The following is a 21,132-nucleotide window of genomic DNA, read 5'->3' as shown; positions in this document are numbered from 1 at the left end:
TTTTCCTCTTCAGCGCTGCCAGAACTAAATATGTTTTGGCAAGAAACTCGACGTGCTCTGCAGGTAGTCAAAGAACCACCTGATGATATAACTGAATTGTGGGATCAACTGGGATTGTTTCCAGTCTTCACTTTGCGAAAAACCGGTAAAAGTATCGAGGAAGAACAGCATCGCGGAAACGATTAACACCCCACGCAGTGCGCCGAAGCACACACCTAACACCCTGTCAGTGCCGGACAACCCGGTTCTTTCAACCAGTGAACCAATCACATAGTTGACAATTGCACCTACGATCAACGTCGCGATGAACAAGATGGCAATTGCGATCCCGTTTCGAACTAATTCATCTTCGAAACGTGTGAAGTAGATGGCGAGGTAAGGGTAATAATGGCTGGCAACAAAAAAGGCGCAAGCCCAGGTTACCAGCGATAAAGCCTCACGGACAAAGCCACGGATTAAACTGACTAAAGCAGAAAATCCGATAACCGCAATAATGACGTAATCAATCCAGGCCATTAACTATTCCAGTGTCTAATCCAGTCACATCTGCCCCGGCATCCAGTTCGCGGCGAATTCTAACAGAAAAAGAAAACGTTTGCGTAGGGGAAATCAGCCGGTCAGACAAATTAATAATAGCGATTAAAAAAACCTCAATCGCAGCATAAACCTATAAAAACTCAACCAGAGGATCTTATAGAAAAAGGGCACCAATCGCTTGTGCCCTCCGTGGTATTTTTTATGTTTTAACGGCCACCTCCCCCTTTGCAGGAGGAGGTGCAAAGTCAGTGAGCAGAATAGGCGCGAACCTGCCCGCCTAATCCACTCAGCTGTTGCAGTTGCGGAAGTGAAGCCTCAAGCTTCTGCTTCGACGCATCCGGCCCGACGTACAGGCGCGTAATCTGCCCCTGTACCGGCGTTGACGGAACCGTATAAGCGCGGAAACCAGACAAACGCAGATTCGCCACAATCTCATTGGCTTTAGCAGCATTTTTCAGTGCGCCAAGCTGCACCACGTAGGACTGCCCTGCCGGCGCTTTTTCTTCCGGCGCAGGCTTCGGCTGTTCTGCCGGTTTTGGCTGTTCAGCCACGGCCTTCGGCTGCTCGACCGGTTTTGGTTGCTCGACGACCTTCGGTTTCACCGTTGGCTTCGCTTCCACCATCGGTTTAGGTTCGATGACTTTAGGTTTCTGCGCCGCAGGTTTTACCGGTGCAGTCTGCACCGTTTTTTTCTGCTCAGGCAATGTGGTGACCGGCGGTGCTTCTATCGTGGTATTGCCCGGTGCAACATTGCCCTTATTCGCGGCATTCGTGTTATTCGCCGAACCTTCCGACTCCTGCGCAGCACCGTTCATCGCCTGATCCGCACCTTCCGGTGGCTGAGCCGGCAAAGATTGCGTGACCGGTGGCACCGAGTCCTGTTCCTCAACATCACCCGGTTTTGGCACCAATGGAATAGACGCAAATTCGTCTTCGTAATGCTTTTTCTTGCCGTCGAGTAAACCGGGCAAAATAATGACGCCCAGCGCCACCAGAATGACCGTCCCGACCAGACGATTTTGAAACTTACTTGCCACTGGTTTTCCCCGTGTCTATAGCATCCATTACGTGAGCTACGGTATGGAACGAGCCGCAGACAATCACAATATCCTGAGGAGCAGCCTCCTGCATAGCCTGTTTCCAGGCAGACTCCACATCGTCAAACCGGTGCGCCTGCGGCAGGTGTGCCGTCAGCTCTTCAACACTGGCCCCGCGCGGACCTTCCAGCGGCGCGCAATACCATTCGTCCACCTGAGGCGACAGGCAAGCCAGCGTACCGGCAATATCTTTGTCTTTCAACATTCCGACGACAGCACGCACTTTACCGCCATTTCGCGGCTGTTCCGCCAGACGTCCGGCCAGATACGCCGCCGCATGCGGGTTGTGCGCGACATCCAGGATCAGACGAGGTGATTCACTCACCGTCTGGAAACGTCCCGGCAGTGCCGCACGTTGTAAACCGCTGTACAACGCGGCTTCAGGAATATCCAGAGTGGAATAATGCAGCGCGGCCAGCGCGGTCGCGGCGTTGGCGAGCGGCACATTCGGCAACGGTAAACCTTCCAGCACGTTAACCTCATGGCCTTCTTCCAGTGCTGCCCAGCGCCAGTGACCGGCATCCGCAGAAAAATGCCAGTTCACCTCACGGCGGTATAAATCCGCGTGTTTTTCCTGCGCAACGGCAGCAATAGATTGCGGCATATCCGGTTCACCGACCACGGCCGGTTTACCGGCGCGGAAAATACCGGCTTTTTCACGGCCAATGCTTTCGCGGTCAGATCCCAGCCAGTCAGTATGGTCCAGCGCAATACTGGTCACGACTGCCACACTGGCATCGACAATATTGGTCGCGTCCAGACGCCCGCCCAGCCCGACTTCAAGGATCACCACATCCAGCTTAGCCTGTTTAAACAGCTGCAACGCCGACAATGTGCCGTATTCAAAATAGGTCAGCGAAATATCACCACGGCCAGCTTCCAGCAGCGCAAAAGATTCGCAATGCGCAGATTCTGCTAATTCTTCACCCTGGATACGGACACGTTCGGTGTAGCGCACCAGATGCGGGGAACTGTAAACGCCCACACGGTAGCCCGCTGCCATCAGGATGGATTCCAGCGTTGCACAGGTGGTGCCTTTACCGTTGGTTCCGGCCACAGTGAAAACTTGTGGCGCAGGCGTCAGTAAATCGAGTTTCGCGGCTACCGCTTTAACCCGATCAAGACCAAGCTCAATCGCCTGAGAGTGAAGATGTTCGAGATAATAAAGCCACGTGGCCAAAGGCGACGTGGCTTGGGGAATAAGTTGATTTTGCATGAGTCCCGTTCAACCTTGTCAGGTTCACTTCGACGCTACATCACCAGACTGTGACAGCAGGCAATGCCCTCTTTGTCAGATCATACCAACAGAGTAAAAGCACGGCTGTCTTTTTTGCAGAAAAACAGTTTTGCAGAAAAACAGTGTGGGCGGCACAACACACGATGGCCGCCCGAATAACTGACCGGCGTTTACCCTGTTCGATCAGGCATCCTGATTGTCAGCGGCAGAACCGTTGACAGCAACATGGACGTCAGCCACGTTCGGCTCCGGTTGCCCGGTTAATTTCGCCAGAACGCTGCCCAGTTTAGCTCGCATTTCCGGACGGCGTACGATCATATCAATCGCACCTTTTTCGATCAGGAATTCACTGCGCTGGAAGCCCGGCGGCAGTTTTTCACGCACGGTTTGCTCGATAACGCGTGGACCGGCAAAACCGATCAGCGCTTTCGGCTCAGCGACGTTAATGTCGCCCAGCATTGCCAGACTGGCAGAAACACCGCCCATGGTCGGGTCAGTCAGTACAGAAATGTACGGCAAGCCGCGTTCCTGTAATTTCGCCAATGCTGCACTGGTTTTCGCCATCTGCATCAGCGACATCAGCGCTTCCTGCATACGGGCGCCGCCACTGGCAGAGAAACAGACCAGCGGGCAGTTATCTTCCAGCGCCTGCTCAACGGCACGTACAAAACGGGCCCCTACCACAGACGCCATTGATCCGCCCATGAAGGCAAACTCAAAGGACGCGACCACGATTGGCATGCCAAACAGCGTACCTTTCATGACGACCATGGCGTCTTTTTCGTTGGTTTCTTTTTGTGCTGCAACCAGACGATCTTTGTATTTTTTGGAATCTTTAAACTTCAGAACATCTTTAGGCTCAAGCTCGCTGCCTAATTCAACCTCACTGCCCTCGTCCATGAAAGTGGACAGACGCATACGCGCACTGAGGCGCATATGGTGGTCACACTTAGGGCACACCATGAGGTTGCGCTCAAGCTCGGCGCGGTAAAGAACCTGCCCGCAGCTATCACATTTAGTCCAGACGCCCTCGGGAATACTTGCCTTACGGGTCTGCGAGTCAGTGCTCTTACTAAGAATTCGTTCAATCCAGCTCATCGATAACCTTTCTGTTTGAACCCGGCCGAAGCCAGTCCGCTGTTCATGCTGTAACAAGTCCCCTGAAACCTACCCAAAATCACCTGTGTGCGGGGTGATAAAAAACCTCACACACCGCGCCACAGAAGGGTTGTTCGCAGGAACAGACCATAAATTGTCGCTCATTAAACCATAACGGCCAGACACTGTGGATAAAAAACTGGTCTTACCCTCAGGTTTAATGCCTTAAATTTTAAAGCGCTTGCGTAAAAAACGTGCGGAATTAATCCTGCTGACGCTTTTCTTTGGCCGCTGCGCGTTTGTGCCGCCAGATTTCAACCACACCCGGCAGGATGGAAACCACAATGATCGCCACGATCAGTAATTTCAGATTTTCCTGAACAATCGGCAGATCACCGAAAAGGTAGCCAGCATAGGTAAATAACAGTACCCAAACCAGTGCACCAATCACGTTATACGCAGCAAAATGGCGGTAAGACATATGTCCCATACCGGCCACAAACGGTGCAAACGTGCGGACGATCGGCACGAAGCGCGCAAGAATAATCGTTTTACCGCCATGTTTCTCGTAAAACTTATGCGTCTTGTCCAAATAACTGCGACGGAAAATCTTTGAATCAGGATTACTGAACAGACGTTCACCAAATACCCGTCCGATAGTGTAGTTCACCGCATCGCCCAGGATCGCCGCAATGGCCATCAGGAATGCCATCAGATGGACGTTAATGTCATTGCCCGGCAACGCCGCCAGCGCGCCTGCCACAAACAATAATGAGTCCCCTGGCAGGAAAGGTGTCACCACCAGACCGGTTTCGCAAAACAAAATCAGGAATAAAATGCCGTAAACCCAGATGCCATACTGCGCAACCAGCTCCGCTAAATGCACGTCAATATGCAAAATAAAATCAATGACAAAGTGAATAAAACCCATTTGATTTACTCCCCCTTTTTCGGTTTAACAGCCCATTTAAACAATCGCTTTATCCGTTCCTTAGTCTTCGAGGAACAGGGGTCCCATATTCACCTGAGGCAGCGCAAACTTCTCAGGGTAATCGACTGCAACCAGATACAACCCTTCCGGCTTGCCGGTGGCTGCCGCAAGATTGCGATCTTTCGCTGCCAGCAGTTCTCCCATCCAGCCAACAGGCTGGTTACCGGCACCGATTTCCACCAGACTGCCCACGATATTGCGCACCATATGATGAACAAATGCATTAGCCTTGATATCCACCACCACATAACTGCCGTGACGGCTCACATTCACATGCATCACATAACGCCACGGTGTACGCGACTGGCACTGTGATGCACGAAAAGACGTGAAATCGTTCTCGCCCAATAGCGCCTTGCCGGCAATCTGCATTTTTCCGACGTCGAGTGGCATGTGAACATGCGTCACGCCGGCATGCAAAATTGCTGAACGGTAACGGTTATTGTAAATAACGTAGCGATAGCGGCGCGCAGTGGCGCTGAAACGGGCGTGAAAATCTTCGCCCACATTCGCGCACCAGCGCACAGCAATATCTTTGGGTAAATGGGTATTCACCCCCATCGTCCACGCCGCGTCTTTGCGCAACACCGGCGTGTCAAAATGCACCACCTGCCCCGTCGCGCTGACGCCTGCGTCTGTCCGTCCGGCGCAAAACACCACGATCGGTGAATTGGCCACCCGGCTCAGTGCCTTTTCCAGACACTCCTGCACACTGGCAACACCCTGCTGACGCTGCCAGCCAAAATAAGCACTGCCGTCATATTCAATGCCTAACGCCACACGCCCGGCAACCGGTGCGGTGCTGACGTCAGCGATCACTTCATCGGACATAATCAGTACCAGTACTCATTAATCAGCTTCTCTGCGGTTTCCACCGCCATCAGTGCGCCGCCAAAACGAACGTTGTCAGCCACTGACCAGAATTGCAGTAACTCAGGAATGCCGTAGTCATTACGGATACACCCGATGCTCAGATTGGCATTGCCGGATGCATCGCTGACCTGCGTCGGGAAATCATCTTCATCGCTCAGATTGATATCATCAATGCGTTCAAGTTCAGCGCGTGCTTCTTCTGCTGACAGCGGACGCAGACCTTCCATATGTACCACCTGCGCATGACCGTAGAACACCGGCGACTGCACGCAGCTGACGGAAACCGGCAGGCCATCGTCCTGCAACACTTTGCGAACCTGATCCACCAGACGGCGTTCCTGACGCACACTGCCCTCTTCATCGCTGACCAGCGGCAAAAGGTTAAACGCCAGCTGTTTACTGAAGATACCCTCTTCTGCCGGAATTCCGTTAAGCAGACGGGCACTTTGCCCGGCCAGATCGTCAACAGCGGCTTTGCCCAGCGCAGAAACAGACAGCAAAGAGGTCACGTGCAGACGGGACAAACCCGCCTGTTCGGTCAGTGGTTTGATGGCAGTCAGCAACTGGCTGGTCAGGCTGTCAGCCACGGCCACGATATTACGATTGCGGTAATGAGAAAGCGCATCAGGGTTCACGCCCGGCACCACCAGAGGAATGTCATGTTCAAGCGAGAACAGGCCACTGCTGTCAATCACCAGACATCCCTGATTTGCAGCTTCCTCGGCATACAAGGCAGAGGCTTCAGAGCCTGCAACAAAGAATGCCAGCTGAACCTGAGACCAGTCGAACTCAGATGCCTGTTGTACGCGCAGGCTTTTGCCATTAAAGCGCACGGTCTGACCGGCACTGCGTTCACTGGCCAGCGGGAAGAGCTCACCAACCGGGAACTGACGATCAGCCAATAATTCCAGTAACGCATCACCGACTGCGCCCGTTGCGCCAAGCAGCGCAATATTCCAGCCATCAGACATGTTGGTATTCTCCAGAAAATATAAAGTACAAAATACAAAGGGGCGATGAACATCACCGCCCTGTTTTAACGCGTTTTACCCGTCATATTTCAACGTGAAATATCAGGGCAGGAACTCAATGATTTACGCCGTGGCTAACTGGCTGTTAAAACCCAGTTTTTTCAGCACACCGGCGGTCGCTGCATCGTCGCAAATCACCCGTAAAGATGACCATTCACGACGTTCTTCATAGAACTTACGCAGCTTGTCGAATTCGCCCGGTTTTCCGGCTACACGGCGCAAAGGCCGGTCATCGCGGCGCACATCATACACTAAGTGAATAAGACGCAGCAGTTTGGCTTCGCTCAGCGCGCCACTCAGTGTCACTTCGGCAAATTCAGGCGCGGGCAGTAACGATTCCAGCGGCACCGTTTGTGGCTGACCGATAAACTGGCTGAATGCTTCGAACACCTGCGTGGTGCCGCGTGCCTTCCCTTCCAGGCTGTAACCGGCGATATGTGCCGTGCCGATGGCAACTTTATCCAGCAACGCCAGCGACAAATCGGGTTCCGGTTCCCAGACATCCAGCACAGCGGTCAGCTTTTTGCTGCCGTTCAGTGCGCCGAGCAGCGCAGCGTTATCCACCACTTCGCCACGACAGGCGTTGATGAGGATGCGCTCAGCAGGCAGACGCGCCAGTAAATCCGCATCCACCAGATGATATGTGGCATAAGGGCCGGACATATTCAGTGGCGTATGGAATGTCAGGATATCGGCTTCGGCGACCAGTTTCTCAAGCGGCCAGAATTCACCGGCATCACCCCGATCGGCACGCGGCGGATCGCACAGCAGCGTGTGGACCCCCAGTGCCTCGAGGCGGGCATGCAGGCGTGACCCGACGTTACCGACACCAATGATCCCGACCGTTTTATCGCGCAGCTGGAAACCATCGCGCTGTGCGAGGATCAGCAATGAAGAAAAGACATATTCCACCACGGCAATCGCATTACAGCCAGGCGCGGCCGAGAAACCAATCCCTGCGCTGGCAAGCCATGCATCATCGACATGATCGGTGCCCGCCGTGGCAGTCCCCACGAATTTCACCGGTTTTCCCGCCAGCAAACTCTCGTTCACTTTGGTCACAGACCGCACCATCAGCGCATCGGCATCATTGAGCGCATCTTGCGGGATAGGACGACCAGGAACGGCCTGCACGTTGCCCAGCCGGCTAAAAAGCTCGACGGCATACGGCATATTTTCATCAACCAGGATTTTCACGTTTGTCTCCGGCAGCATGGCCTAAAGAAAGAATAGAAAATAAAGAGGGCATTGATTTTGCCACGATACAGGGTCAGATCCCAACTTTCAGGGCACGGGTTTACCTGTCGTTACGAAAACGCTGCGGTGTGGTGCCCGACACCTGCTGGAACATGGCGATAAAGGCCGAAGACGAGCTGTAACCCAGTTCGAGTGAGACCTCCTGTACCGTTTTCCCCTGCTCCAGCAAAGAGACAGCATGCAGGAAGCGCAGCCGCTGACGCCATTGGGCAAAACTCATCCCCAGTTCCTGCTGGCAACGCCGCGACAGGGTTCGTTCGGTGGTATACACCTGCTTCGCCCATTGTGCCAGCGACGTGTTATCCGCCGGATTCTTTTCCAGTGCGCTCAGCACGGGGGACAGTAATTTATTTTCCGATGTGGGTAAATAAGTGTTCTGACGGGGTGCCAGACTGATTTGATCCAGCAAAACGCGACACATACGCAGATCCGTTTCACTCTGCGGTTCAGTCATATTTCGTGAGAAGCAGTCATCAGCAATGGCGTTAAAAATGGCTGTCGGCGTCAGCAGGCAAGGCTCAACAGGCAGATGGATATCCAGTTCGGGGGCGATATCAATGACGCAAAAACGTGTGGTTTTGCGGTTATAGCTTGAATGCTCAACCCCGGCAGGTATCCAGATGGCGAATTCGCGCGGGGCAAGATAGCGCTGTCCGGCCACGCGCATGGCAAGAACGCCGGATTTTACGCAGATAATCTGGCTCCACGGATGGGAATGCTCAACATACTCAGAATTCCCCTCCACAATTTCACCCCGAAAAAGCAGAGTAACCGGTATCTTCTCAGGTAACGGCGGGTAATATCGGGGTAAAGAAGGACGCGGTGCGGGCATAAAAACCTTTTATCTGTGCGCCAAACGGGGATTGTCTGAATTACGCAATGTGTTGTCTGATTATCGTTATATATAACAAACAAGACAACCGTACACTGGCGTGACGATTTATTCAGGAATACGACTCAATGAATGTGCTCTTTCCCCTGCTTGCCGTCCTGATCTGGTCACTGAATGCTGTGGTCAGTAAAGCCTCGGCCAGCGCAATTGATCCTGCTGCCATTTCGTTCTACCGCTGGCTTCTGGCACTGCTGACGCTGACACCTTTCGTGCTGCCCGGTGTGCTGCGTAACCTCCGGGCGGTGAAACAATACGGGTGGAAACTGCTGATACTGGGCTTGCTGGGCATGGTGCTGTATCAGAGTCTGGCATACTACGCCGCACACAGCGTCAGTGCGCTGTTTATGGGCATCCTGAATTCGCTGATCCCGCTGCTGACCGTGCTGATTGGCCTGTTTGTGCTGAGCGTAGTGCCAACAGTGGGCGTCGCACTGGGCAGTATTATTTCACTCGGCGGTTTAGTCTGGCTGGTCAGTGCCGGTTCGCCGGCGCAGCTGCTGCAACACGGTATCGGCACCGGTGAGCTGATGATGTTTGCGGCTTCGGCCTCCTATGCGCTGTATGGGGTGCTGACCAAGCGCTGGGCGATCCCGCTGCCGAACTGGCAATCGTTATATGTGCAGATCATTTTCGGCGTTTTATTATTGCTGCCAAACTTTCTGCTCGCGAAGGATGTCAGCCTGACCGCACATAATATTCCGCTGGTGCTTTTCGCGGGGATCCCGGCGTCGATCATCGCGCCGTTTTTGTGGATCCAGGGTGTGATCCGTTTGGGTGCCAACAAAGCGTCTATTTTCATGAACCTGTCGCCGATTTTCACGGCAGTGATCGCCGTGCTGTTCCTGCACGAGCACCTGCACAGCTACCATCTGATTGGCGGCGGTATCACGCTTGTCGGGGTCATTCTGGCGCAGCGTTTGCGTAAACCGCTGTTCACCCGCGCCGCGCCTGCGGAACAAAACAAAATTCGCTAAAGGGTATGCCATCCTTAATAAGAGGGTGGCACCTCCCCCACTTTCTGCTTTCGCGCCCCGCCAGACGTTTTTCTCTGCTGTTTTAGGAAACAATATTCTGAAGAATCTTTCTCAGCCTGCTATTCACGGTGTCGATTAAAACACTTTGCAGGTATGATGAGGCGCTTCCGCGCTCTGCGCCGTGCTTTTGACTTATCATTGAGTTTAAGCGACGTTTTAAATTTCCAGCGAAGGACGGTGATATGCAACCTTTGAGCGGCCCGGGCATGCCGGTTGGCGACAACAGAACACAACCGCAGGGTCAGACCGTTCCGGCTAAAACGGGCGCTGAACTGCCCTTAACGCCGGTACAGCGCACCACGCTGGAAAAACTGATCGTCAAACTGATGGCGCTGACGCCCATCAAATCTGCTGAGATCTGGGCCAATCTGCGCCACGAACTTGCGTTGCCAAACGGTGCGGAAATCACCTCTCAGCAATTCCCGCAGGCCGAAGCGCTGTTACAGGGAAAACTTACACAGGCCCAGGACAGCCTTGCCTCACGCCAGCTGATGCTGCAACTGACCGAGCTGCTGCCGCAGGGTAACAACCGTCAGGCGGTGAGCGATTTTATCCGCCAGAATTTTGGTCATACCGTACTGAGTCAGCTGACACATCCGCAGCTGCAACAGGTGCTGGATCTGATCCAGACCCGTCAGATGAATATTCCGCAGCCCCAGCAGACACCGGTCACCGATCGTCCGTTGCTGCCTGCCGAGCATAACAGCCTGCAACAACTGGTAACCCGTCTCAGCGCTGCTACCGGCGAAGCCCCTGTGAAAGTCTGGCAGGAACTGTTTACGCTGGTTGGTGTGAAAGTGGGCGAACCGATACCGGCGAAGCATTTTCAGGTGCTCAGCCAGTTTATGCAGGTGAAAGCGTCGCTCAGCCAGCAGACCACCGCACCGACGCTGACCACGTTGCTGAGCGTGCTCAAGCAGCCGGCCAGCACCCATGAAATTCATCAACTGACGGAATATGCCGAAAATCGTTTCAGCGCGACGCTGTCCACGCCGCTGACGCAGGTTCAGGTCAGTGATCTGATTGGCGTTCTGTTCAGCCAGCGGGTTGACCGCTCTGCGCGCACAGAAGACATAGACGATACCTTCACCACGGTGACACGTACCGATCCGCAACCGATCATGAACCCGTTTATCGCGATGTTGCCCCCTTCCATGCAGGCGATGGGCGGCAAGCCGCTGGTATTTATTGCGTTCGTGGTGGTTCTGCTTCTGCTGTGGTTACTGTTTTAAGCACGCCGTTAACCTCTTTTCAGCAACTGCAATCTGGCGGTGCCTGTTTCCGTGAATACTGTCCGCGTTCTTCACCCACCGCAACCGGGTGTTGATCGCGGATCCAGAAATCCAGTCCGCCAATCATTTCCTTCACCCTGAATCCAAGCCGTGCCAGTTTATACGCGCCCTGCGTCGAACCGTTGCATCCGATTCCGTCACAATAGGTCACGTAAACCACGTCTTTACTGAGTTCGCAGGTACTTTCTGCCGTCATCAGTTTATGCGGAAAACTGACCGCGCCCGGCACGTGGCCACCTGCATAATGTTCAGCAGAGCGGGTATCAATCACCACGATTGTGTTCACACCGTTTTGTAAATCCGCAGCGACATCGGCGGCATCGGTATAAAAGCTCAGTTTCGACAACAGATATGCAGCACTGATTTCAGGTGATGGTGGTGCAAATCCTAAAACATAAGACTCTGGTTGCATAAACACTTCCTCGTTAAATGATATGACTGAAAACAGTTCCATCATCGCCGTTTTTGGTCTTATGATTAATGCCAATTTCAAGCCAATCATAAGACCCATTATGCGCATCTTGTCTCAGCCCTCTGCACTGATTACGCTTTTCGAAAACACAGCCATCACCGGTTCAGACGCTGCGGCAGGTTTGCGTGACCGGCTGTGTTCAGCGTTGCGCAAGGCTATTCATACCGGTGCGCTGACCGGAGGAGAACGCCTGCCGTCTTCGCGTATTCTGGCCTCTGACCTGAAACTCTCACGGGTCACCGTAGAAGCCGCCTACGCACAGATAGAAGCAGAGGGTTATCTTCAGCGCCATACCGGCAAGGGGACTTTTGTCAGCCGCTCACTGCCCACCGCCCTGTCCTCCCGAAACAGCCAGGTCTTATCGCCTGGGTTTGCGCGCTTGTCAGCGCGGGGTGAGAAAATTATCGCCAACGGCGGCTGTCGTGACCCGCAAGCGCCCGTCGCCTTTGCAGCCGGTTCGCCTGATCTGCGCGCCTTCCCGCTGAAAATCTGGAAGCAAATAACCGCCAGACAGCTGCGGACTCAGGGCGAACGCCTGCTGGGATATGGCGACCCGCAGGGGTATTTGCCCTTGCGCGAGGCGCTTGCCAGCTATCTTCAGCAGTCACGCGGGGTCATTTGCAGCGCCGGACAAATCCTTATCACCACCAGTTCGCAACAGGCACTGCAATTGCTGGCGATGCTCCTGATTGATCCCGCAGATAAGGTGTGGCTTGAGCAGCCGGGTTATCCGGGGGCACGCAACGCGTTTGCCAGCGCCGGAGCCGATATTTGCGCTATTGAGGTTGATGAACAGGGAATGGTGCCGGGCGCTGATTCACCTGTGCCGCGTCTGATATACCTGACGCCGTCGCACCATTATCCGACCGGTGTCAGCCTGAGTTTGTCACGCCGTTTACATCTGCTCGGCTATGCGAAACGTCACGGCAGTTGGATCATCGAAGATGATTACGATAGTGAACTGCATTACGACGGGCGGCCGCTTCCGGCTATGCAAGGGCTGGATAAACATCAGCAGGTCATTTATCTGGGAACCTTCTCGAAAGTTTTATTCCCGTCTTTGCGGCTGGCCTATACCGTCTTACCGCCTGCGCTGGTGGCACCGATGGTGACGCTGCGCACCGTGAATGACGGTCATTCTTCACAGCTGATGCAGGCCGTCACGGCGGAATTTATGCAGGCCGGGCATTTCGCTTCACATCTGCGCTTTTCGCGTCAGCTTTACCACAGCCGACGTGACCATCTGCTGACGCAAATTAAGCAAAAAATTGAATGGCTGAGCCCTCAGGTTGCCGCCGGGGGGTTACAACTCGCCGCCCGTCTGCCTGCCGGACAGGAACAGCATTTCAGCGCGCTTGCCGCCCAGGCCGGTGTCGAAACGCCACGGCTTTCACCTCTGTTTACCGCCAGCGCCGGTTTAGTGACCCAACATCAGGACGGCTGGCTGCTCGGTTTCTCGGCATTAACCCCGGCTGAAATCACCACCGCAGTAAACCGTCTGGCGTCGCTGAAGGTGCCAGTCATTTAACAAACAGCGTCAATAACAACCAGCCCGCGCCGCCGCTGAACAACAGGAACGGGAAAGAATAATAGTGAAACCGCAGCCAGATCTTCTTGTCATTCGCCATGCGCAGCGCAATAAGATTGGCCAGCGATCCTATCGCCAGCCCGAAACCACCGGCATTGACGGCGTAGGCCAGCAACGGTCCGGAGGGTAAATAATTAATCATCAGGATTGTCGCGGGCACATTACTGATGACCTGAGAAAGCCCGATGCTCAGCAGATAATGACCGTAATCCGGCAGCCCGTGAATATGCGTAAACGCTGGCTGCAGGGCATTCATCCCGACCAGTAAACGCACATCGATAAACATCACGATAAACACCAGGATCAGCGGCCAGTCGATGCGCAGCAGGACATTTCGCGCCAGCAGTAAAAAACACAGGATCACCGCCAGCAAACCATACAGGGCCAGCCCCAGATCAACACAGGCGATAAATACCGCGTAGAGCACAACACAGCTCACCAGCAGACCTTTTAGAAAAGGATATCTCTGATTGTTCTCAATTTTTTTCAGGCTGTGCGACGGAAAACAAAACCAGGTCACCAGCAATAAGGCAGCCAGAGTGACCAGCGCCAGCGGTGTCATCTGTCCGATAAAATGCAGGAAGGACTGACCGGATTTATTCCATAACAGAATATTTTGCGGGTTACCGATCGGCGTAAGCAGTGAACCGGCATTCACCGCCAGTGCTTCAAAGATAATCAGCCGCGTCACCGGTAACGACGTCAGTTTCTTCAGCGTGATCGTCAGCGGGATGATGATAAATAACGCGACGTCATTGGTCATAAACGTGGACAACAGTGCTGCAGCAGTGACCAGAAACAGCGCCAGCCACCGCTCATTGTCGATGGCGTTAATCATCTTACGGCCTACAAAATCAAAGTAACCGCTGACCTCAACGCCCTTGGTCAGCATCAGTAAACCCAGCAACGTGACGATCGTGTCCCAGTCCACAAACTGCGGAAACTGGCTGATTTCCTCAGGCTGAAACAGGGTCAGAATGACACCAAGCAGAATTAACAGATGCAAAAATCTGTCACGTAAAAAAGGCTTAAGTACAGAGCCGAACGCCGCCATCAACATGTCTTTTCTTCACTGTTCAGAATTCGCTGACGTTACGCGAAGAATTGCGCCGCTGCCAGCGGATAACATCAATCAGCAGGAAAATAAGTAAGCTCGCGCCCATCACGGGCAATGAAATTGCCAGACCGATCGTGATCACCAAAATCGGGCATTGCAGACTGAACGGCACAGACCGCCAGGTTTGTAGCAATGTCGTGGCCGGATGACTGTCGGTACTGTTGACGCTGCGGCGCAGCCACCACAGGCGATATCCCCAGGCAATCATCACACAAAGCCCGGCACCAAAAATCACCAGAATGGCCTGATTCCAGATGCCAAACAGAATGCCCATATGCGCATCCACACCCCAGCGGGTGAGTTTGGCAAGCAGCGGGAAATCAGCAAACCGCACGTGATCGACGATTAGCAGGGAACGGGGATTGACCGATACCGCATCCACCTGCGTTGGCCAGCTGCGATCAACTTCGGTCACTGTCCAGGCTTTCCCCGTGTTATACGCCGGACGGATTTCAATCTTGTTCGCCGCAATACCCGCCTCACGCGCTGCCTGTACTACCGCATCAAAAGTCTGTGCAGAAACAACGGCGGCTGGTGATGCAGCAGGCATGCTGTGTGCCGACATGTTCATTCCCGGCATATCAGGCATATCAGCCATCGGCGCTTGATGCCCGGCATGTTCACTGACCGGTCCGGCGACCGTCTGTGGATCCAGACTGGTTTTCACGCCGGGCGTCATCCAGCCCATATGGGCACGTAACACGCCGATATTGTCCCCCGCCCATTGTGACCAGGTCAGGCCGGTGGCGGAGAAAAACAGTAAACCGGCGAGCAAAACCAGGCCGAGCGAGCTGTGCCAGCGACGGCTGTTTTGCTGCTGTTGTACCTTGCCACTGACCTTACGCAGTGGTCGGGGTTTCCGGCGACCGCTGAACCAGAGCACGACGCCACCCGATGCTGCCACCCACAACCAGGAGGCAGCCAGCTCGCTGTATATCCGGCCTGTATCGCCCAGCAATAAGCCGCGATGTAAATCATCCAGCCAGGTGCGGAAAGGCAAAATGCCGCTGGTGCCGTACACCGTCATGTCGCCTTTCACCGCCAGCGTGATGGGGTCGATGAAAATTGCACGGCTCTTAGATGCTCCGAGTTGCGGATCAGAAAACATCACCCGCGTCGTTTCCCCCGCAGAGGGGGCCGGTCTGACGGCGTAGATTTTTTTATCCTGACCGGCAACCTGTAGCGCCGCATCTATCTGACGGGAGAGCGGCTGCGCCTCTCCTTTTGAGGCGGTAAATAATGCGCCGGCATAGAGATAATTTTCCAACTGAGGTGTCAGCACATACAGTGTACCGGTCAGCGCAGCGACAAAAATAAAGGGTCCGACGAACAGGCCAATGTAAAAATGCACACGGCGCAGCAACGCCATAAAGGCCGCTTGCGCAGGCATTTTTTTACCCGCGCTGGAAGGCAGGTTTGCAGGTTGATTCATAAATCTGGTTTCCTGAATTTCAAATAACACGCTGTCAACAGCGATAAAAATCGCGGTTAACTTGAAAGAAATTATTCAGAGGCAGTTACAGAAAAACAGGCGGTGCGCGGGGTTGGGAATCCGTGAATATCAGCGAAGGAATAAGATGCGGTATGGCAGCGCACGGTGGAGCACGGCTGGAAACATCCAGCGACCACTGCATGGGCATAGCCTGCAAATCGAGCAGGGGTAAATGCACCAGCAACACACAATAACCGCACGCGGCATCGCTCATGTCGCCAGAAAGCATAGCTTTCACGGTATCCTGCGGCGCAGACTGACAGGCGGGCGTCTGGCAATGCTCCTCCGATGATACAGAATGCACTGACATATCCATGTCAGCCATTTCCCCGTCCGACATGTCCATCCCGGACATCATCATGCCGGGCATCATTCTATGCTGCGCACCCTCTGCCACCAGCGATTTAGACACCACGGGCGCAATAAACAACATCAGTATCGCCACCATCCCGAGCCAGGCCGGGAAGTGCAAATGTCGATGATGGATGTGTCGGAGTGAGAGCATTATGTCAACAAGGTGAAAATAAGAAGCGGCGAAATTGTACCTGAATTGTTGAGATATACACCCGAAATCATTCAGGTTCTATCACGGCCGCGGGCGAATAATTCCTCAGAAACCCGGCACGCCAACGCAGAGGCGGCCTGAAGGATGGCGGAGACAAAAAAGCCCGCTCGGAAGCAGGCTTTTATACAGACATTAACGGACAGTATTATTTGTCGTTTTTCAGCTTACGCATCACCAGCGTGGCGTTGGTGCCACCGAAACCGAAGCTGTTAGACATCACCGTCGTCAGTTCACGCTGCGTTGGCTGAGTGATGATATCCATGCCCTCGGCCTGCTCATCAAGGTTTTCGATGTTGATGCTTGGCGCGATGAAGCCGTATTCAGCCATCAGCAAGGTGTAGATCGCTTCCTGAACGCCTGCGGCACCCAGAGAGTGACCGGTCATGGCTTTGGTCGAAGACAGCGCCGGCGTTTTGTCACCGAACACTTCACGGATAGCGCCCAGTTCTTTAACGTCGCCGACCGGGGTAGAAGTCCCATGAACGTTAACGTAATCGATTGGAGTATCTACACCGTTCATTGCCATTTTCATGCAACGCACTGCGCCTTCGCCAGAAGGAGCCACCATATCTGCGCCGTCAGATGTTGCGCCGTAGCCAACGATTTCTGCATAGATATGCGCGCCACGCGCCAGAGCGTGTTCCAGCTCTTCGACAACAACCATACCGCCGCCACCTGCGATAACGAAACCGTCACGCGCTTTGTCGTAGGTACGGGATGCTTTGTCCGGCGTTTCGTTGTAGCTGGTGGACAGTGCGCCCATCGCGTCAAATTCACACGCCATTTCCCAGCACAGTTCTTCACCGCCACCGGCAAACACCACATCCTGTTTGCCCAGCTGAATCATTTCTACCGCGTTACCGATGCAGTGTGCAGAGGTGGCGCAGGCAGAACTGATGGAATAGTTAACGCCGCGAATTTTGAACGGTGTTGCGAGGCAGGCAGACACGCCGGAAGCCATCGCTTTGGTCACCATGTAAGGGCCTACGCCGCGCAGGCCTTTGGCACGCATACCGTCGGAGCCCGCGACCTGATTGCGCGGAGAACCGCCGCCGGAACCTGCGATCAGGCCGGTACGTTCGTTGGATACCATTTCAGGGGTCAGACCGGAGTCTTCAATCGCCTGTTGCATGGATAAGTAAGCGTAGATCGAGGCATCACTCATGAAACGCACAATCTTACGATCGATAAGGCCTGCGGTGTCTAATTTGACATCACCCCAGACGTGACTACGCATCCCGGCATCTTTCAGCTCTTGCGAGAAGGTGATCCCAGAGCGACCTTCCTGCAGAGATGCAAGAACTTCCTGCTTGTTGTTACCGATGCTCGAGATGATACCCAGGCCAGTAATCACTGCACGTTTCATTTAATACCTCTTGTACTATTCACCATTTGGGATTTCGTCACGCACTCTAGCGTACAGTTGTACGCCGAACAAGTCCGATCAGCAATTCCTTGTGTAAATCGTGGTAAATTTGCGCGGGTTCTAAGGCAGCGTTAAACTTCGGCATCGCCTTGAACTGAGAGAGTTTCACGTGAGCCACAACCCGATCACGCCCGCAGAATTAAGCTGGAACGAACAGGGTACACCTGTTTCCCGACATTTTGATGACGTCTATTTTTCCAATCAGAACGGCCTGCTGGAAACACGACATGTTTTTCTCAATGGCAATCATTTTCCGGCACGTTTTGCCGGTCACCCTCGCCCGCTGTGCATTATCGCCGAAACCGGTTTTGGCACCGGTCTGAACTTTATGTCGCTGTGGCAAGCCTTCGGGACATTCCGCGAAGCGCAGCCCGACGCTACGCTGCAACGTCTGCATTTCATCAGCTACGAGAAATTTCCGTTGTCCGCCCGTGATCTGGCGACAGCACACACACAATGGCCCGAGCTGGCCGCGTATTCGGCACAACTTTGCGAACAATGGCCAATGCCCTTTCCCGGCTGTCACCGCCTGCTGCTCGCAGACGGGCGTATCACGCTTGACCTGTGGTTCGGCGATGTCACTACCCTGCTTCCGGCATGTGACACCAGTATGAATCAACAGATCGACGCCTGGTTTCTCGACGGATTTGCCCCGTCCAAAAATCCGGACATGTGGACAGAGGATTTATTCCGTTCAATGGCGAAAATGACCCGACCGCAGGGTACATTCGCCACCTTCACCGTGGCGGGTTTTGTCCGCCGCGGATTGCAAAGCGCAGGTTTTGACATCAGTAAGGTACCGGGGTTCGGCGAAAAGCGACATATGTTAGCCGGTGTGCTGCCCGCAGGAATTGACGTACCTCATCCCGCACCGTGGTATGTGCGTCCGGCGGCGAAAAATGTCACTGAATTTGCCCTTCTCGGCGGCGGCGTCGCCAGTGCTGTGTTATCGCTGGCATTACTTCGACGTGGTTTTGCGGTCACGCTGTATTGCGCCGATGAAAAACCGGCACTCGGTGCTTCCGGCAACCGTCAGGGGGCGGTTTATCCGTTGCTCAACGGCCGCGGCGATACACTGGAGAACTTCTTTGCCCATGCTTTCACTTTCGCCCGCCGCCAGTATGCGCAACTTGAAAAGGCGGATGTGTCTTTCGATCACGGCTGGAGTGGCGTCACGCAACTCGGGTATGACGAAAAAAGTCAGGGCAAAATTGACGGCATCATTAACGGTGGCTGGCCGGGAGAACTGGCAACAGGATTGAGTGAAGAAGACGTGGAAGCACTATGCGGATTGCCGTGCGGCAGCGGCGGCGTAACTTATCCGCTCGGTGCCTGGCTGTGTCCGGCTGAACTGACCGCGTCCCTGATTTCGCTTGCCGAAACCCGGGGCTTAACCGTGCATTATCGCCAGCGCGCAACCGCATTAAATTATGATGCAGATTCACAGTGGGTGCTGACCTTTGCCGATGGCCATGTTGCCCGTCATCAGGGCGTTGTCCTGGCCAACGGCGCGGACATCACTGATTTCAGCCAGACCGAAAAACTGCCGGTTTACGCGGTCAGCGGTCAGGTTTCGCATATTCCGACCACACCTGTACTGAGCAAACTTAAACAGGTCTTGTGTTATGACGGTTATATGACCCCGGTCAGTCCGCAAAATCAGCATCATTGCATTGGCGCAAGCTATCACCGTGCGGATAAATGCACGGATTACCGTGAAGACGATCAGCAGGAAAATCGCCAGCGGCTGCTGAACTGCCTGCCGGAACAACCATGGCCACATGAGGTGGATGTCAGTCAGGGTGAGGCGAGGAACGGCGTGCGTTGTGCAACGCGGGATCATCTGCCGATGATCGGTTCGGTGTCCGATTACGACGCGTTGCTGGAAAGCTATAAAAAACTGGATCTGGATATTCAGCGCCATCGCCCGATTGCAGACGCGCCGGTGTATGAAAACCTGTTTCTGTTTGGCGCGCTCGGCTCCCGTGGCCTCAGCTCCGCCCCCCTGGGAGCAGAAATACTGGCTGCACAGATTGCCGGTGAACCATTGCCGCTCGACAGCGATACACTGGCGGCGCTGAATCCAAACCGGATGTGGGTCAGAAAACTGCTGAAAGGCCGCCCGGTCGAATCACATTAACCGGCCACTGAGGCAATAAAAAAGCGCAGCCGGTTAATCCGTCGCTGCGCTTTTTCACAAAATAGCGTCCCCTAAAACTGAGGCAGGGAAGCCTGATACAGATTTTCCCACATGCCCTGCACTAAAGCCTGATCGCGTGGTGACAACTCACCGGCTTTGATGGCTTTGTCCAGGCCATCCTGAACACGGATTTTCAGTGCTTCAGCAGTGTGTTCACCGTTTTCTTCCGCTTCTGCCACGGCGACCGTCAGATGGCCCCGCAGATAGCCACTGGCAAACAATTCGTCGTCACTGGCGCTTTCGACCATATCGTCGATCAGCGTTAAAATCCGCGTTTCAAATTCTGCGATCATTACTCTTCCTCTCGTAACAGGTATTCGGGGTCTTATTCGATCGGCTGCAACGCAGGGAAATCTGCAGGCGTCAATGGGGGCGTATTGTAAAACGATTGTAACGCTTTAATAAAGCGTGCCGGTCTTTCAGGAATACCCTGTTCCAGCATACGCAACACTTCTTCGCGTACTTTGTTCTGAAAACCCACGCGGTCAGGTTCGCAATCGCCGCTCAGGTTGTCACAACTGACGTTGAAACGAAAACCGGCTGCCACACAGAACAGCCATTCGTAAGATTGTGGTTTGATTTCCACTTTCTCGAATTCACTTTGCGTTTGCGCATCGCGGCCATCCGGGCAGTACCAGTAACCGAAATCCACCCGTTTGCGGCGCTCAGCGCCAGCCACACACCAGTGGGAAATTTCATGCATGCCGCTGGCATAATAACCGTGTGCAAACACAATCCGGTTAAAAGGGGTCTGCTCATCAGCAGGCAAATAGATCGGCTCGTCGTCGCCTTTGACCAGGCGAACGTTAAATTCCTCAAAGAAGCAGGAATCAAAAATGTCGATCAGTTGATGATAGTTATGTGTTGCAGTCGAATCTGACATAAAACGGTAAAACTCAGTAAGTGGGAAAGGCGACAATATACCCTTGTTTA

At 53.9% G+C, this 21,132-nt stretch carries 20 protein-coding genes; 4 read left to right on the top strand and 16 right to left on the bottom strand.

The genetic code is table 11. From position 1 onward, the window contains the following. Positions 1-24: 24 nt before the first annotated feature. From cvpA to J1781_RS12775, 9 genes are all read right to left on the bottom strand, one after another. Positions 25-516, bottom strand: coding sequence for a colicin V production protein (gene cvpA / locus J1781_RS12815; protein ID WP_217233705.1), 492 nt, complete (start codon positions 514-516; stop codon positions 25-27). Between the two features lie 266 nt (positions 517-782). Next, positions 783-1,574 carry a cell division protein DedD gene (gene dedD / locus J1781_RS12810; protein ID WP_129952307.1) on the bottom strand — a complete coding sequence of 264 codons (792 nt, stop codon included), beginning with the start codon at positions 1,572-1,574 and terminating at the stop codon, positions 783-785. Then, entirely contained in the window at positions 1,564-2,850 is a 1,287-nt protein-coding gene (gene folC / locus J1781_RS12805; RefSeq protein ID WP_217233704.1) for a bifunctional tetrahydrofolate synthase/dihydrofolate synthase, read from the bottom strand. Before folC ends, dedD begins: the two co-directional genes overlap by 11 nt. 204 nt (positions 2,851-3,054) lie before the next feature. After that, on the bottom strand, positions 3,055-3,969 hold the full coding sequence (gene accD, locus J1781_RS12800) for an acetyl-CoA carboxylase, carboxyltransferase subunit beta (protein WP_129952305.1): 915 nt from the start codon (positions 3,967-3,969) through the stop codon (positions 3,055-3,057). Positions 3,970-4,231: 262 nt separating this feature from the next. Further along, positions 4,232-4,900 carry a DedA family protein gene (locus J1781_RS12795; protein WP_129952304.1) on the bottom strand — a complete coding sequence of 223 codons (669 nt, stop codon included), beginning with the start codon at positions 4,898-4,900 and terminating at the stop codon, positions 4,232-4,234. Positions 4,901-4,960: 60 nt separating this feature from the next. Beyond that, positions 4,961-5,791 carry a tRNA pseudouridine(38-40) synthase TruA gene (truA, locus tag J1781_RS12790; protein WP_217233703.1) on the bottom strand — a complete coding sequence of 277 codons (831 nt, stop codon included), beginning with the start codon at positions 5,789-5,791 and terminating at the stop codon, positions 4,961-4,963. Between the two features lie 2 nt (positions 5,792-5,793). Next, positions 5,794-6,804, bottom strand: coding sequence for an aspartate-semialdehyde dehydrogenase (locus tag J1781_RS12785; protein WP_129952302.1), 1,011 nt, complete (start codon positions 6,802-6,804; stop codon positions 5,794-5,796). Positions 6,805-6,927: 123 nt separating this feature from the next. Further along, positions 6,928-8,061 (bottom strand): 4-phosphoerythronate dehydrogenase PdxB, encoded by a 1,134-nt coding sequence (gene pdxB / locus J1781_RS12780; RefSeq protein WP_217233702.1) that lies wholly within the window; start codon positions 8,059-8,061, stop codon positions 6,928-6,930. A gap of 100 nt (positions 8,062-8,161) precedes the next feature. Beyond that, on the bottom strand, positions 8,162-8,953 hold the full coding sequence (locus J1781_RS12775) for an AraC family transcriptional regulator (RefSeq protein WP_217220987.1): 792 nt from the start codon (positions 8,951-8,953) through the stop codon (positions 8,162-8,164). A 128-nt stretch (positions 8,954-9,081) separates the two neighbouring features. Between J1781_RS12775 and J1781_RS12770 the strand changes: the two genes are divergently transcribed. Further along, positions 9,082-9,987 carry a DMT family transporter gene (locus tag J1781_RS12770; RefSeq protein ID WP_129952299.1) on the top strand — a complete coding sequence of 302 codons (906 nt, stop codon included), beginning with the start codon at positions 9,082-9,084 and terminating at the stop codon, positions 9,985-9,987. A 242-nt stretch (positions 9,988-10,229) separates the two neighbouring features. Beyond that, entirely contained in the window at positions 10,230-11,279 is a 1,050-nt protein-coding gene (gene flk, locus J1781_RS12765) for a flagella biosynthesis regulator Flk (RefSeq protein WP_129952298.1), read from the top strand. Between the two features lie 19 nt (positions 11,280-11,298). Here the strand turns inward: flk and J1781_RS12760 are convergent, their stop codons facing one another. Next, on the bottom strand, positions 11,299-11,751 hold the full coding sequence (locus J1781_RS12760) for a rhodanese-like domain-containing protein (RefSeq protein ID WP_129952297.1): 453 nt from the start codon (positions 11,749-11,751) through the stop codon (positions 11,299-11,301). Between the two features lie 100 nt (positions 11,752-11,851). Between J1781_RS12760 and pdxR the strand changes: the two genes are divergently transcribed. After that, positions 11,852-13,339, top strand: coding sequence for a MocR-like pyridoxine biosynthesis transcription factor PdxR (gene pdxR, locus J1781_RS12755; protein ID WP_238483527.1), 1,488 nt, complete (start codon positions 11,852-11,854; stop codon positions 13,337-13,339). Here pdxR and J1781_RS12750 read toward each other — a convergent pair. From J1781_RS12750 to fabB, 4 genes are all read right to left on the bottom strand, one after another. Beyond that, positions 13,332-14,459, bottom strand: a complete 1,128-nt coding sequence (locus tag J1781_RS12750; protein WP_217233700.1) for an SLC13 family permease — start codon at positions 14,457-14,459, stop codon at positions 13,332-13,334. The two genes, pdxR and J1781_RS12750, sit on opposite strands and share 8 nt — an antisense overlap. A gap of 16 nt (positions 14,460-14,475) precedes the next feature. Then, on the bottom strand, positions 14,476-15,948 hold the full coding sequence (locus J1781_RS12745) for a PepSY-associated TM helix domain-containing protein (protein WP_217233699.1): 1,473 nt from the start codon (positions 15,946-15,948) through the stop codon (positions 14,476-14,478). Between the two features lie 85 nt (positions 15,949-16,033). Further along, positions 16,034-16,513: a DUF2946 domain-containing protein gene (locus J1781_RS12740; protein WP_217233698.1), complete on the bottom strand. Its 480-nt coding sequence runs from the start codon at positions 16,511-16,513 to the stop codon at positions 16,034-16,036. Between the two features lie 205 nt (positions 16,514-16,718). Beyond that, positions 16,719-17,939 (bottom strand): beta-ketoacyl-ACP synthase I, encoded by a 1,221-nt coding sequence (fabB, locus tag J1781_RS12735; protein ID WP_129952292.1) that lies wholly within the window; start codon positions 17,937-17,939, stop codon positions 16,719-16,721. 169 nt (positions 17,940-18,108) lie between these two features. Between fabB and mnmC the strand changes: the two genes are divergently transcribed. Then, positions 18,109-20,139 carry a bifunctional tRNA (5-methylaminomethyl-2-thiouridine)(34)-methyltransferase MnmC2/FAD-dependent 5-carboxymethylaminomethyl-2-thiouridine(34) oxidoreductase MnmC1 gene (gene mnmC, locus J1781_RS12730; protein WP_129991749.1) on the top strand — a complete coding sequence of 677 codons (2,031 nt, stop codon included), beginning with the start codon at positions 18,109-18,111 and terminating at the stop codon, positions 20,137-20,139. A 71-nt stretch (positions 20,140-20,210) separates the two neighbouring features. On the opposite strand, the gene J1781_RS12725 is transcribed toward mnmC, so the two are convergent. Next, a complete protein-coding gene (locus J1781_RS12725) occupies positions 20,211-20,492 on the bottom strand; it encodes a YfcL family protein (RefSeq protein ID WP_129952290.1) in 282 nt (93 codons plus the stop codon). 32 nt (positions 20,493-20,524) lie between these two features. Then, on the bottom strand, positions 20,525-21,082 hold the full coding sequence (locus J1781_RS12720) for an elongation factor P hydroxylase (RefSeq protein ID WP_129952289.1): 558 nt from the start codon (positions 21,080-21,082) through the stop codon (positions 20,525-20,527). Positions 21,083-21,132 lie beyond the last annotated feature (50 nt).

The organism is Rahnella perminowiae (assembly GCF_019049695.1).
GTDB lineage: Bacteria > Pseudomonadota > Gammaproteobacteria > Enterobacterales > Enterobacteriaceae > Rahnella > Rahnella perminowiae.
The sequence above is the reverse complement of the archived record's forward strand: the minus strand, read 5'-3'. Positions and strand labels throughout refer to the sequence as shown.

Excerpts from the sequence above, each read along its gene's own strand:
- J1781_RS12745 (WP_217233699.1), bottom strand. The coding sequence starts at position 15,948 with ATGAATCAACCTGCAAACCTGCCTTCCAGCGCGGGTAAAAAAATGCCT.
- J1781_RS12775 (WP_217220987.1), bottom strand. The coding sequence starts at position 8,953 with ATGCCCGCACCGCGTCCTTCTTTACCCCGATATTACCCGCCGTTACCT.
- J1781_RS12795 (WP_129952304.1), bottom strand. The coding sequence starts at position 4,900 with ATGGGTTTTATTCACTTTGTCATTGATTTTATTTTGCATATTGACGTG.
- flk (WP_129952298.1), top strand. The coding sequence starts at position 10,230 with ATGCAACCTTTGAGCGGCCCGGGCATGCCGGTTGGCGACAACAGAACA.
- J1781_RS12740 (WP_217233698.1), bottom strand. The coding sequence starts at position 16,513 with ATGCTCTCACTCCGACACATCCATCATCGACATTTGCACTTCCCGGCC.
- fabB (WP_129952292.1), bottom strand. The coding sequence starts at position 17,939 with ATGAAACGTGCAGTGATTACTGGCCTGGGTATCATCTCGAGCATCGGT.
- J1781_RS12750 (WP_217233700.1), bottom strand. The coding sequence starts at position 14,459 with ATGTTGATGGCGGCGTTCGGCTCTGTACTTAAGCCTTTTTTACGTGAC.
- J1781_RS12770 (WP_129952299.1), top strand. The coding sequence starts at position 9,082 with ATGAATGTGCTCTTTCCCCTGCTTGCCGTCCTGATCTGGTCACTGAAT.
- accD (WP_129952305.1), bottom strand. The coding sequence starts at position 3,969 with ATGAGCTGGATTGAACGAATTCTTAGTAAGAGCACTGACTCGCAGACC.
- J1781_RS12785 (WP_129952302.1), bottom strand. The coding sequence starts at position 6,804 with ATGTCTGATGGCTGGAATATTGCGCTGCTTGGCGCAACGGGCGCAGTC.
- folC (WP_217233704.1), bottom strand. The coding sequence starts at position 2,850 with ATGCAAAATCAACTTATTCCCCAAGCCACGTCGCCTTTGGCCACGTGG.
- cvpA (WP_217233705.1), bottom strand. The coding sequence starts at position 516 with ATGGCCTGGATTGATTACGTCATTATTGCGGTTATCGGATTTTCTGCT.
- J1781_RS12760 (WP_129952297.1), bottom strand. The coding sequence starts at position 11,751 with ATGCAACCAGAGTCTTATGTTTTAGGATTTGCACCACCATCACCTGAA.
- J1781_RS12720 (WP_129952289.1), bottom strand. The coding sequence starts at position 21,082 with ATGTCAGATTCGACTGCAACACATAACTATCATCAACTGATCGACATT.
- pdxR (WP_238483527.1), top strand. The coding sequence starts at position 11,852 with ATGCGCATCTTGTCTCAGCCCTCTGCACTGATTACGCTTTTCGAAAAC.
- truA (WP_217233703.1), bottom strand. The coding sequence starts at position 5,791 with ATGTCCGATGAAGTGATCGCTGACGTCAGCACCGCACCGGTTGCCGGG.
- J1781_RS12725 (WP_129952290.1), bottom strand. The coding sequence starts at position 20,492 with ATGATCGCAGAATTTGAAACGCGGATTTTAACGCTGATCGACGATATG.